At 67.2% G+C, this 14,174-nt stretch carries 2 protein-coding genes; both read left to right on the top strand.

Going from position 1 to position 14,174, the window contains the following annotated elements; all coding sequences use genetic code 11:
* The first annotated feature begins 222 nt into the window (after positions 1-222).
* Entirely contained in the window at positions 223-1,329 is a 1,107-nt protein-coding gene (locus JRI60_RS28605; protein WP_204219058.1) for a 2-oxo acid dehydrogenase subunit E2, read from the top strand.
* Between the two features lie 26 nt (positions 1,330-1,355).
* Complete coding sequence (locus JRI60_RS28600) at positions 1,356-14,174, top strand: SDR family NAD(P)-dependent oxidoreductase (RefSeq protein WP_204219057.1); 12,819 nt, start codon at positions 1,356-1,358, stop codon at positions 14,172-14,174.

Here is a 14,174-nt window from a genome sequence, read left to right as displayed (position 1 = left end):
CGTTCCGAGAGAAGGAGCGCGGTGGGAACGTGGCCCGCGCGAGCGGCGTTTTCCCGCATGTCGGAACCAAGTGCTATCCGGTCTGGCCAGAGTTGATCCCAGCGTCGCTTGGGTTGGTCTCTTCATGCCGGGCCCTCCGCACGACCCATGAGTGTGGCTTTCCCGTGGACTGCCGTTGGCACATGCATCCGGACGTGGATTCTTGATGGAAAGGCAAGAGTTATGAGCCAGGGCAATGCTGGCTATGAGCTGAAGCCTCTCTCGGCACAGCAGAAGTGGCTCACGGCGCAGTTCAAGCGCAGCCAGCGCGAGGTGGTTCCGACGACGATCGTCAGCCGGTTGGAGCTGAACCATCTTCGCGCGGCCAGCAAGCGGCTGCTGTCCGGAGCCGGGGAGAACAAGCCGGTTCGCTACCTCACGGACTTCCAGTTCTTCGCGTACTGGGTGACCCGCGCGCTCGCGGACTTCCCGCAGCTGCGGTGCACGTTGGAGAACGAGTCGTATCTGCGCCAGTACGAGCACGTGCACCTGGGCATCGCCGTGGAGACGGACGCGGGCGACCTGGTGACGGCGCTGGTGGAGGACGCGGACACGCTCTCCTTCGATGCCTTCGTCGACACGCTCCAGGAGCGCATCCGGTTGGCGATGCAGGGCAAGGACCAGGCGAAGCAGAACATGTCGGTGGTCCTGAGCTACATGGGCGGCCAGAGCCTCATGTTTGGCTCACCCCTGGTGGTGTCGCCCGCGGTGGCCACCCTGTTCTTCTTCACTCCCGCCCCGCGGAAGGACGAGAAGGAGCCTCTCGCCTATGTGTCGATGGGGTTCGATCACCGCGCCCTGAATGGGATGCCGATCGCGCGCTTCCTGGAGGGCTTGAGTGAGCGGCTCGCTCGAGAGGCCGCCGGTGGAGACGCGGTCACCGAGCGGCGGCCCGCCACGAAGGTCACGACGGCGCGAGAGCTGCGAGAGGCGCTCCTGGGCTGCGTCGGCCAGATGCTGGGCGTCGCTCCCGACCAGATCGACGAGCACGAATCGCTCGGCGTCCTGGGCCTCGATTCGCACAAGGCGCTCAGGCTGAAGGCGTTCCTGGAAGAGCTGCTATCCACCTCTCTGCCGGGCACCCTGCTGTGGCATCACCCGTCCGTGGAGGCCTTGTTCCGTTTCTGTGCCGGCAAGTTGTCCCTCGCCGATGAGGACGTGACGCAGTCGCCACGGTCGCGGGATGAGGGGTCTTCAGTAGATCTGGACGCGCTCACGCGGAGCCTGAGCGAGTTGCCGCGGGATCAACTGGCCGCGTTGCTCGACGAGCTCGAGACCAACAACCACTGAGATTCGTAGTTCCGGAGTGCCTGTCCATGGATGTCCGAGAGCGCATCAAGCACCTCTCCGAAGAGCAGCTTCGAAAGCTTCAGGCCAGCCTGGCGGCCAGGCGCGACGCTTCCCAGAAAGGAGGCCCCGCGTCGGGGACGTCCCAGGAGCCGATCGCGATCATCGGCCTGGCGTTCCGGCTTCCGGGGGAGGTGAACGACCTCGAGGGCCTCTGGTCCCTGCTGAAGGACGGAGGGGACGCGATCCGGAAGGAGCGCTTCCCGCGAGGCCTGGACGGGCACTCCCCGGGGTCCACGAGCGAGTACTGGGGCGGCTACCTCCAGGACGTCGACAAGTTCGACGCCGCGTTCTTCAAGCTGTCGCCCAAGGAAGCGGAGATGATCGATCCGCAGCAGCGTCTGTTCATGCAGACGGCCTGGCATGCGATCGAGGACGCGGGCTATCGGCCGGGGCACCTGGCGGGAACCCGGACGGGCGTCTACGCGGGCATCTGCAGCTACGACTACGGGGATCTCCTGCAGTTGCAGCAGCCGCTGGCCCGGACGGCGCACTGCGTCCTGGGGACGTCGCCGTCGATGCTGGCCAATCGCATCTCCTTCCTCTTCGACTTCCGCGGGCCGAGCGAGACCCTCGACACGGCCTGCTCGAGCTCGCTGATCGCGCTGCACCACGCGGTGCAGGCGATGCGGCAGGGGGACTGCGAGCAGGCGCTCGTCGGTGCGGTGAATCTCCTGCTGTCGCCCAGGTTGTTCGCGGCCTACTCGGATGCCGGCATGCTGAGCCCGGATGGGCGGTGCCGGACCTTCGATGCGAGGGCCAATGGCTACGTGCGAGGGGAGGGCGTCACGGTCCTGATGCTCAAGCCCCTCGCGCGCGCGCGGGCGGATGGGGACCGGATCCACGGTCTGGTGCGAAGCACGGCGGTGAACCACGGCGGCAGGGCCAACTCGCTGACGGCCCCGAATCCCAACGCCCAGACGGAGCTCCTCGTCTCGGCGTACGAGGCCGCGAACGTTCCGCTCCAGAGCATCGGGTACGTCGAGGCCCACGGTACGGGGACGCCACTCGGGGATCCTCTCGAGGTCGAGGCCCTGCAGAACGCGTTCGCGAAGCTGGGCCAGAAGCGGGGCGAGGACCTGTCGCGGCACCGCTGCGCCCTGGGTTCGATCAAGACCAACATCGGACACCTGGAGTCGGCGGCGGGCGCGGCGGGCTTGATCAAGATCCTCGCCTGCCTGCGGAACAAGCAGCTGCCGCCGACGGTGCACTTCGAGCAGATGAACCCGCATCTGCACCTCACGGGAAGCCCGTTCTACGTCGTCGACAAGCTCCAGCCCTGGGAGCCGCTGGTGGACGGGGCGGGCGCACACTGGCCGCGGCGAGCGGGCGTGAGCTCGTTCGGCTTTGGTGGCGCCAACGCGCACGCGGTCATCGAGGAGTACGTCGAGCCTGTTGGCCAGGTGGAAGCCCAGCGCCAGCCCTCTTCCGGGCCACGGCTCGTGGTGTTCTCCGCGAGGACCGGGGAGCAGCTGGAGCAGATGATCGCGAGCTTCCGTGACCAGTTGCTCCGCCACCCGGCCCTCACCCCGGAACAGCTCGAGTCCCTTGCGTACACCTCGCAGACCGGGCGGGAGCCGATGCGGGAGCGCGTGGCGTTCCTCGTGAATGACGCGGACGAGCTGCTACGCGCGCTGAAGGCCCATCCATCCACTGGCAACGACGCCGGGAACGTCATCCGGGGACGGGTCGCGAAGGTCAAGGCGGCGGCCCGGCGCCCCGCGTTCGAGAGCAACGGCGTGGACGCCAGCGGTCGGGCGGTCCAGGGACAGGACCTCCGGAAGCTCGCCCAGAACTGGGTCGAGGGACTCGAGGTCGACTGGCACGGGCTCTACGGCCAGAGCATGCCGCGCAAGGCGGGGCTCCCCACCTATCCCTTTGCCCGGGATCGTCACTGGGTGAGCGCGAGCCTCCCGGTGGCGGAGCCCGCGCCCGTGGAGGTTCGTGAGCAGCGGCCGGACGCCACGCTGGACGGCGTTCTCCAGGCGGTTCCCCGGTGGGAGGACAAGGCCCTCTCAGGGACCGGAGCCTCCACTTCGCGCCCCGCGGCGTCCCTCCTCGTTCTCGCCAACGCGGGAACGGAGCTCGAGAGCCGCGCCGCCTCGCTCTTCCCATCGACGGAGATCGCGTCCCTGAGCTCGGCACGGGACGACGCGGAAGAGTCCGTCGGCGAGCGGTTCTCGCGTGACTTCCTGGACGTGTTCAGGCGGGTCCGGAGGCGCCTGGAAGGCCGGGGGACCGAGTCTCAGAACATCGTGGTGCTGAGCTCCGCGGAGCGCTCCGAGCCACGTCGGCTGGACTTCTCGGGCCTGGCCTACGCGCCCCTGATGGCCCTGCTCAAGACGGCCTGCCAGGAGAATCCGAGCGTTCGGGGCAAGCTCATCACCGTCCCCAGCACGCTGAGCCCCGAGCGCATCCTGGCGATCCTCGAGAAGGAGTGCGGCTCCGGCGAGTCCCTGGCCGAAGAGGTCCGCTACCTCGAGGACGGGACGCGGCAGGTCCGGACGCTGAAGGAGCTCTCTCCGGTCGAGCTCCGGGGGACGGGCACGCCCGCACGTCTCAGGGATGGCGGCGTCTACTGGATCACCGGTGGCCTGGGCGGCCTGGGGTTGATCTTCGCCAGGCACCTCGGCCGGGTGGGCTCGGCGAAGCTCGTTCTCACGGGGCGCTCGCCGTTGAGCGACGAGAAGCGGGTGCAGCTCGACGCCCTGCGGGCCTCGGGTGCGACGGTCGAGTACCTCCAGGGTGATATCGCCGTGAGGGAGGACGTCCAGCGGATCGTCGCGGAGATCAAACGGCGCCACGGACGTCTCAACGGTGTCATCCACAGCGCGGGTCTCATCCGCGATGCGTTCATCATCAAGAAGACCGAGGCCGAGATCGCCACGGTGATGGCTCCCAAGGTGGGGGGCGTCGTCAACGTCGACCTGGCCACGCGGGAAGAGCCCCTGGACTTCTTCGTCGTCTTCTCTTCCATGACCAGCCTCCTGGGGAACGTGGGTCAGGCTGACTACTCGGCCGCCAACGCGTTCCTGGACGGGTATGCGGAGTACCGGCAGCGGCTGGTTCAGGAGGGGGAACGCTCCGGAAAGACCCTCTCCGTGAGCTGGCCCCTGTGGAAGGAAGGGGGGATGGGGGTCGACGAGGAGAGCCTCCAGCTGCTCCAGCGCAGGCTGGGGATGTCTCCGATGCGCACGGAGACCGGACTGGCCGTCTTCGACCGGCTCCTGGAAGCGGAGTGCCACCACCTCCTGGTCCTGGAAGGTGACGTCCCGAGGCTGCGCCGCCAGGTGCTCGAGGCCGGGCTCTTCCGTTCAGCCGTGGAGGAGAAGCGGGAGGCGGCCCGGCCCACCGAGCTGGACGATGGCGCGCTCAGGCGCGGCGTCCTCGACGCGCTCAAGGAACTGCTGGCGGGTGTGATCAAGATTCCGAGCTCGAAGATCGACGAGACCGAGTCGTTCGAGATGTACGGAATCGATTCGATCATGATCGGGCAGATCAACCGGATCCTCGATGAGGTCCTGGGAGACAACCTCGTCTCCAAGACCCTGTTCTACGAGTACCGGACGCTGGCCGACCTCGCGGACTATTTCCTCCAGGAGCAGCGGGAGGCCGTCTCGCGATGGGTCGGCCCGAAGGCCCCGGAACCGCGAGTCCAGGGCGAGTCGGCTCCCATGGCTCGTCAGGAGGGCACTGAACCCGTGCCCGGACGCGTCCCTCCAAGGGACGACGACACGCCGATCGCCATCATCGGCCTGTCGGGCCGGTATCCCGGCGCGGAAGACATCCGGCAGTTCTGGAACAACCTCCGGGACGCGAAGGAGAGCATCGGCGTCATCCCGGGCGAGCGCTGGGACGTCGAACGGCATTACTGCCCGGACAAGGATGAAGCGGGCAAGCAGGGGAAGAGCTACAGCAAGTGGGGCGGCTTCATCCAGGGCTTCAACGAGTTCGACTGCCTCCTGTTCAATGTCTCGCCCCGCGAGGCGCTGAACATCGATCCCCAGGAGCGCAAGTTCCTGGAGTCGTGCTGGGAAGTCATCGAGGACGCCGGATATACGCGCGAGTCGCTCGGCCGGTTCACGGTGGGGGTGTACGCGGGGATCACCAAGACCGGCTTCGACCTGTACCGCTCGGCGGAGGGACAGGAGAAGGGCTTCCATCCGCAGACGTCCTTCAGCTCGCTGGCGAACCGGGTGTCCTTCGCCTTCGACTTCCACGGCCCGAGCCTGCCCGTGGACACGATGTGCTCCGCCTCGCTGACGGCCATCCATCTGGCCTGTGAGCACATCCGCAACGGCAGCTGCGACATCGCGATCGCCGGCGGCGTCAACCTGTATGTCCATCCGTCGAGCTATGCCTACCTGAGCCGGATGCGGATGCTGTCCGACGATGGCAAGAACCGGAGCTTCGGCAAGGGTGGAAATGGATTCGTCCCTGGTGAAGGCTCGGGAGCGATCCTGCTGAAGCGCCTCGATCAGGCCGAGAAGGACGGCGACCTCATCTACGGGGTGATCCGGGGAAGCGCCATCAACCATGGGGGGCGGACCTCCGGCTACACCGTCCCGAACCCCAACGCGCAGGGAGAGCTGATCAGCGCCGCACTGGAGCGCGCCAGGGTCGATGCCAGGACCCTCAGCTACATCGAGGCGCACGGCACGGGCACCGAGCTGGGCGATCCGATCGAGATCGCGGGCTTGTCCAAGGCCTTCAAGAAGCACAGCGAGGACAAACAGTTCTGCGCGATCGGCTCGGTGAAGGCGAACATCGGCCACCTGGAGGCCGCGGCGGGCATCGCGGGGGTCACCAAGATCCTGCTCCAGCTCGCGCACGGGAAGCTCGTTCCGTCGCTGCACTCGGAGAGCCTGAACCCGAACATCAACTTCGCGCTCAGCCCGTTCAAGGTGCAGCGGACCTTGTCGGACTGGGAGCGCCCCGTCATCGACGGGCGGGAGTGGCCGCGGCGGGCGGGCATCAGCTCGTTCGGAGCCGGAGGCTCGAATGCGCATGTCATCATCGAGGAATACGCAGGCGAGCGGGCCAGGACGGTCAGGCACGCCACCTCCGATGACGCGCCGGCCCTGGTGATCTTCTCGGCGAAGACGCCCGAGTCCCTGAAGGCCTATGCCGGGAAGATGCTGGCTTTCCTCCGCCAGTCCCCGGTGGACCTGGTCGACCTGGCCTACACGCTGATGGTGGGCCGGGAGGCGATGGAGCACCGGGCCGCGTTCGTCGTCCACGGCACCTCGGAGCTTCGCCAGCGGCTGGAGGAGTATGTCGATGGCGGGCAGACGATCGCGAACTGCTTCCAGGGCCACGTGGGCAAGGGCAACGGTGCCTCTCCCGATGCGGACACGCGGAGCGTCGAGCGCTGGCTGCGTGAGGGGCAGTTGGAGAAGTTGGCCGCCCTGTGGTGCACGGGCGGAAGCATCGATTGGAAGCAGCTGTACCTCGACAAGAGCCCGAGAAGACTCTCGCTGCCGACCTACGCGTTCATGAAACGCAAGATCTGGTTCGAGGCCTCGGGCAAGAGCGATTCAAACGAGAGCGGCGTGCACTCGGAAGACAACGGGAAGTTGGACAGGACCAGGACCGCTGAAGCAACCGGGCAGCGGTCGAGCGACAAGGCGGACGCGGCAGTGGCTCCAAGAATCAAGCTGGCGAACTTGAATGACGTTCCAGTGAAGCCCGTGTCCCCCCCGTCTCAGGCGAGTCGCCCCAGGATCCGCCTGGGCACGCCGGGTGGCCCCGCCGCGGTGGAGACCCGTGCGGCACCGGAGCCCCAGGTGGCACCCGTGGCTCGCGCGGCGCCGAGCGTTCGTGGCGAGGGGCTCGATGTGATCAAGGCGGAGCTGAAGCGGCAGCTCAAGACCCTGCTGTTCCTGGACAGCACCAACATCGACGAGGCGCTGAAGTTCACCGAGCTGGGTCTGGATTCCATCGTCGGAGTGGAGTGGACGCGGCTCATCGGTGAGCGCTTCTCCCTCAAGATTCCCGCCACCCGGCTGTACGACTACCCGACCATCTCGGACCTCGCGGCGTTCATCGGGGACATGGTCGCCCGCACCCCGGCTACCGCGCCGAAGGAGTCCCCGAGAGAGCAGGGGACGCGGACGGTCCCCGCGAGCCCGGCGTATCGCGCCTCCGAGGTGAAGGACCCTGTGCCCGCCGCGGACCCGGCCCCGGTGAAGGCGCCTACCGCCAGCCAGCAGGACGTGGCGCAGATCAAGTCCACCCTGGAGAAGCAGCTGGCGCAACTGCTGTTCCTCAAGGAGGGTGAACTCCGGGATGGTGACAAGTTCGTCGACCTGGGCCTGGACTCGATCATCGGCGTCGAGTGGGTGAAGCTCATCAACGAGCGCTTCGGCCTCAAGCTTCCCGCGACGAAGCTGTACGACCACCCGACACTGGTGGATCTGTCGGCGTTCATCGCCGGAAGGCTCGCGGGGCAGGCGGCTCCGGTTGCACCGGCCCCCGAGCGCAATCGCCCCGCACAGCCGAAGGAAGAGGTGGCCAGGCCCGCCCAGGACCAGACCGCCTCCATCAAGCAGACCCTCGCGAAGCAGCTCACCGCCCTGCTGTTCCTCAAGGAGGGAGAGGTTCGGGAGGACGAGAAGTTCGTCGACCTGGGGATGGACTCGATCATCGGCGTCGAGTGGATCAAGAGCATCAACCAGCACTTCGGATTGAAGCTCGCCGCGACGAAGCTGTACGACCATCCCACCCTCGATGATCTGGCCCGGTTCATCGACCGCAACCTGTCCCGGGACGACGCGCCAGCACCCAGGACCGCCCCTTCCGCCCCGTTGCGTCCCCGGGAAGAGCGGGCGCCAGAGCCCGTTGTCGCCAGGGAGCCCATCGTCGCCAGGGAGCCCGAGGTTCCGCGGACCGCGCGGGCCGAGCCTCCGGTCTCGCCCGTGACGACCGTGCGGGATGAGCGTCCTCGCGAGAGAGAGAGCCCTCGCCCTCAGGTGTCGGCTTCCACGGGGAAGATCGCGATCGTCGGCATGTCGGGCCGGTTCCCGGGCGCGAAGAACGTCGACGAGTTCTGGAACAACCTCGCGGACGGTGTGTGCAGTGTCGTCGAGGTTCCAAAGAACCGCTGGGACCTCGATGAGCACTTCAACCCCGCGAACAAGGGGAACGGGGGGATCTACTCGAAGTGGCTCGGTGCGCTCGATGACATCGACGAGTTCGATCCGCTGTTCTTCAACCTGTCTCCCGTCGAAGCCGAGTGCATGGATCCGCAGCAGCGGCTCTTCCTGCAGGAGGCCTGGAAGGCGTTGGAGGACGCTGGCTACTCGCCGGAGTCGCTGCACGGTGTGCGAGGTGGAACCTACCTCGGCATCATGTCCAACGAGTATTGGCAGGTGCTGGCGAGGAATCCGAAGTACATGGGCATGGCCCAGACGATGCTGGGCACCTCGAATGCCATCTCGGCGGCGCGGATTGCCTACTTCCTGAACCTGAAGGGCCCCGCGATCTCGCTGGACACGGCGTGCTCGTCCTCGCTCGTGGCCGCGCACCTGGGCGCTCAGGCCCTCCTGTCCCACGAGATCGACATGGCGCTCGTGGGAGGCGTCACGCTGTACCTCAGCGTCGACGTGTACAGGCAGATGTGTGAGGCGGGCATGCTGTCGCCTCAGGGCCGTTGCTTCACGTTCGACAACAGGGCGGACGGGTTCGTGCCGGCCGAGGCCGTGACGGCCGTGGTGTTGAAGCGCCTGGAGGACGCCGTCGAGGCGGGTGATCACATCTACGGGGTGATCGCCGGGTCGGGCATCAACCAGGACGGGAAGACGAACGGCATCACCGCGCCCAGTGCCAACTCCCAGAGCGAGCTCCAGCGGAACGTCTACCGGCGGTTCGGCATTTCGCCCGAGAGCATCAGCTACGTGGAGGCCCACGGCACGGGCACGAAGCTCGGCGATCCCATCGAGCTCGATGCGCTGACGACGGTCTTCCGGGAGCACACCGACCGGAAGCGGTTCTGCGCGATCGGCTCGGTGAAGACCAACCTGGGACACACCGCCGCGGCCGCCGGTCTGGTCAGCCTGGAGAAGGTGTTGTTGTCGCTGAAGCACGGCAAGCTCGCGCCGAGCATCAACTTCCAGCAGGGCAACGAGCACATCGACTTCGAGGACAGCCCGTTCTTCGTCAATACGACGCTGCGGGAGTGGACGCGAACGGGGGACCAGCCTCGCCGGGCCGCGATCAGCTCCTTCGGTTTCAGCGGGACCAATGCCCACATGGTGATCGAGGAGTACCGGGAGACGCCGGGCTCCAGGCGCTCGCGGATGCCGGACCGCTCGCGACAGGACGGGCAGCGGGTGGCCATCCCGTTGTCGGCCAGGAAGCAGGACCGACTCCCCCTCATGGCCGCGCGCCTGAGCGCGCACCTGAAGAAGGTGTCGGCCTCGGAGCAGCTCGACCTCCGGGATGTCGCGTACACGCTGCAGCTCGGGCGGCAGGCCATGGACCACCGCGTGGTGTTCCTGGCCAGTGACGTGGCCGAGCTGTGCAAGCAACTGGATGCCTTCGGCTCGGGACGGTCGGAGGTCGAGAACGTCCTTCGCGGGCAGGCCTCGAAGGACAGGGATGGCATCCGCCACCTGTACATGGACGAGGACCTCCGGGAGGGAATCCGGAAGTGGGCCTTGAAGGGCAAGGTCAAGCAGCTCGGTGAGCTCTGGGTCAGGGGCGGCGATCTGGACTGGGCCGTCTTGTACGAAGACCAGCCGGCCAGACGGATTCCCCTGCCGACGTATCCGTTCGCGCAGGAGCGGTACTGGGTGGCGGCGGAAGCGGTGGCGGCGGAAGCGACGAGCAGCCGGGCGAAGGTCCTCCACCCGCTCGTTCACGAGAACACCTCTGTCTTCGGCGAGCAGCGGTTCGCTACCGTCTTCAGCGGCGATGAGTTCTTCTTGAAGGACCACCGTGTCGGCCAGGAGCGCGTCCTTCCGGGCGTCGCCTACCTGGAGATGGTCAGGGCCGCGGTGGAGTACTCGGGCGGGAGGAAGCCGCTCGGGTTCGAGCACGTCGTGTGGGCCGAGCCGATCGTCGTGGGCAACACCCGCTCCCGGGTCGTGGTGTCCCTGCGCTCCGAGGGGTCGGAGGTCAGCTATGAGGTTCGCAGTGGCCCGGACGGAGCTCCGAGCGGAGCGATCGTCCACAGCCAGGGGCGGGTGGTGCTCGGCGACAGTCCGAGCCGGAACGCGATCAGGGTCGACCTGGCGGGTCTCCGCGAGCGCCACGCCTCCAGGGTCACCAGCGAGCGGCTCTACCGCCTCTTCAAGGAGCGGGGGCTCGATTACGGCGCCGGTTTCCGCTGCGTGGAGGAGCTGAGCTACGGCCCGGATGAGGTGCTGGCGAAGCTCTCCCTGCCGGCCTTCTTGAACGACGGTCGGAAGGACTTCGTGCTGCATCCGAGCATCATGGATGCCGCGCTCCAGGCCACCCTTGGCTTTTCCCTGGGGGCGGATGGAACCCTGGACGCGGGCCCGTCCCATCTGCCGTTCTTCGCGAAGGCCGTCGAGATCCACGCGCCGACTCCCGCGCAGGCCTACGCCCGGGTGCGGCGCGCGCCGGAGCGGAGTGCCGATCCGAAGCTCTTGAAGTTCGATGTCGAGATCCTCGATGCGAACGGTGGACTCTGTGTTCGCTTCGAGTCCGTGACGCTGAAGTCGCCCGGAAGGCGCGAGCAGAAGCCAGAGCCGGTGCGCGCGAGAGCGGAGGCTCGGGCGGACGTGGTCTACGCCCGGCCTCAGTGGCAGCGGAAGGAGGCCGGCGCCTCGGACCTCGGGCTGGAGCGCGGTGTGACCCCCGTGCTGCTCCTGTGGGGCGTCCAGGAGCGGGTGGCTCGGGCTATCGAGGCGGGGCTCGGCTTCGAGACGCACCGGATGTCTCCGCCAGACTCGACCTCACGAGGGGGAGGCGTCTACGAGTGCTTCGCGGCCGGCCTCGAGCTCGTCAAGGGCATCCTCCAGAGGAAGCCGAAGGACAAGCAGCCGATCCTGGCCGTCGTTCCCGGCGGGAGTGGAGAGCACCTGTATGCGCCCCTCGCCGGGTTGCTGAAGACGGCGAGGCTCGAGAACTCGAAGCTCCAGCCGAAGGTGGTCACCATCGACCGGCTGGAGACGCTCGAGCCGGGACGTCTGCAGGAGCTCATCCGTCGCGAGAGCGCCGACACCTCGTCCGAGGACGAGGTCCGGTATGGCTCGGACGGGAGCCGCGAAGTCAAGCGGCTGGTGGAGCTCGGGCCTTCCGCTTTGCTCGGAGGCCGTGGAACGCAGGCCGTGCGACCCGGTAGCGTCTATTGGATCACGGGCGGACTGGGAGGCCTTGGAACCATCTTCGTGCGGCACCTCTGCGCCACCGAAGGCGTCACCGTGGTCCTCAGCGGCCGGTCGCCGCTGACCGGTGACAGGCAGAAGGCGCTGGAGGAGCTGCGGCAGGAGGGCTTCCAGGTCGAGTACGTGCAGGTCGACGTGGGAGAGAAGGAGCAGGTGCGTCGCGCCTTCTCGGAGATCAAGCGCGAGCACGGGCGTATCGATGGCATCGTGCACAGCGCGGGGATCCTCAGGGACTCGCTGCTCCTCAACAAGAGTGGGGCCGACGCGGCACAGGTCTTCGGCTCGAAGGTCGATGGCGCCCTGAACGTGGACGAGGTTACGAAGAACGAGGCGCTGGACTTCTTCGTGCTCTTCGCCTCCTTCGCTGGCGTCTTCGGCAACGTGGGCCAGGGCGACTACAGCGGCGCGAACGCGTTCCTGGATGCATTCGCTCGGGCCCGGAACGGCCAGGTCGCGCGGGGTGAGCGGAGGGGTAGGACCGTCTCCATCGACTGGCCGCTGTGGCGGGACGGGGGGATGCGCATCGATGCCCAGGCCGAAGCGTGGCTGGAGAAGAGCAAGGGCCTGCGCAGCCTGCGCACCGAGCAGGGCACCGAGGCGTTCGACTTCGCCCTCTCCGCGAACGGCGCCGACCAGCTCATCGTGCTCTCTGGAGAGCGGGAGAAGATCGTCTCGCTCTTCGGGATCGGGAAGGCGGAAGCGGAGCCGGCTTCTCGCGTGGCGGCCTCCGCTCCGGTCGAGCCCAGGGAGGTTCGGCGCGAGGGCGCGGACGAAGCACAGGTCCGTGCGGACCTGCTCGAGATCCTCTCCGACCTGCTGAAGATCCGGAAAGAGGACATCGACGCCGAGACGAACTTCGAGGAGTACGGCCTCGATTCGATCCTGATGATGAAGGTGCTGAACCGGCTGGAGGGCAAGTACGACAACGCGGTGGAGCCGAGCGCGATCGTCGATCACCCCACGGTCGGGGGCTTGGCGAAGTTCCTGGTCGAGGAGGGCATCGCCGTCAACGTCGTGAGCGAGCCCGCTCCGGCCGTCGAGCCGCGAGTCGAGTCCGCGGCCGCGGAGACACGGACCGTGGAGGCGCCGCGGTCGCCGGAGCCGGAGCCCGAGCCCAAGCCAGCGCCCAGGAGCCACAACGGAGCCAGGAGCGGGAAGGTCGCGATCATCGGCGTCTCCTGCCGGTTGCCGCAGTCGGCGACCCCGGAGCAGTTCTGGGAGAACCTGGCGGCGGGGCGGGAGCTCATCACCGAGGTGTCGCCACGGCGCTGGGACCCGAAGGCCGTCTTCAGCGCTGACAAGGGCGCGAGGGACAAGACGTACACGAACAAGGCCGGCTTCCTGGAGGATCTGGCGGCGTTCGACGCGGAGTTCTTCGGGATCAGCGAGGAGGACGCGGTCGGGTTGGATCCGCAGCAGCGGATCACGCTCGAGCTGGCGCAGGAGCTCTTCGATCGAGCGGGTTACACCCGAGAGGAACTCGCGGGGAGCAACACCAGCATCATCCTGGGCGCGAAGGAGAACAACTACGTCCGGAACAACTACCACCTGCTGCCGCGCCCCACGCTGAAGCGCGCGATCGTGAATACGATCGGCAACCTGGTGGCCGCCCGGGTCTCGGACTTCTACGACCTCCGGGGGACCTCGAAGACGCTCGACACGGCGTGCTCTTCGTCCCTGGTGGCCGTCCACGACGCGTGCCAGAGCATCCTGACCGGCGAATCCGACATGGCGGTGGCCGGCGGCATCTTCCTGCTGGTGGACCCCTTCGCGCACATCGGGTTCAGCCGGGCCGAGGTGCTGTCCGATGACGGGAAGTCCTATGTCTTCGATGAACGCGCCAAGGGCTTCGTGCTGGGAGAGGGCGCGGGACTGATCCTGCTGAAGGACTACGACGCCGCCGTCAGGGATGGAGACAACATCCTGGGATCCATCCTGGGCTCCGCCGTCAACAACGATGGCAGGACCATGGGACTGACCGTTCCGAACCAGGAGGGGCAGAAGGCCGTCATCGAGGCCGCGCTGCGCCGCAGCCAGGTCAACCCGGACCTCATCAGCTATTACGAGGCGCATGGCACCGGGACGCTGCTGGGTGATCCCATCGAGATCAAGGCGGCCACCCAGGTCTACCGGCAATACACCCAGAGGCGTCAGTACTGCGCGCTGGGGTCCGTGAAGTCGAACCTCGGCCACACGATGACGGCCGCGGGCATCACGAGCCTCATCAAGGTGCTTCTCAGCATGGTGAATCGGAAGATCCCTGCCACGCTGAACTGCAGCAGCCCGCACCCGCGGTTCAAGTTCCAGGAGTCGCCCTTCTTCCCGAACACCGGGCTCAGGGATTGGACGCCGGAGAAGGGTTCCCGTCTCGCGGCGATCTCCTCGTTTGGTTTTGGCGGCACCAACTGCCACATGATTGTTGAGGAAGCGGTCTGA

The organism is Archangium violaceum, from assembly GCF_016887565.1.
Taxonomy (GTDB): Bacteria; Myxococcota; Myxococcia; order Myxococcales; family Myxococcaceae; genus Archangium; species Archangium violaceum_B.
The sequence above is the reverse complement of the archived record's forward strand: the minus strand, read 5'-3'. Positions and strand labels throughout refer to the sequence as shown.

Coding starts and splice junctions, on each gene's coding strand:
- JRI60_RS28605 (WP_204219058.1), top strand. CDS start 223: ATGAGCCAGGGCAATGCTGGCTATGAGCTGAAGCCTCTCTCGGCACAG.
- JRI60_RS28600 (WP_204219057.1), top strand. CDS start 1,356: ATGGATGTCCGAGAGCGCATCAAGCACCTCTCCGAAGAGCAGCTTCGA.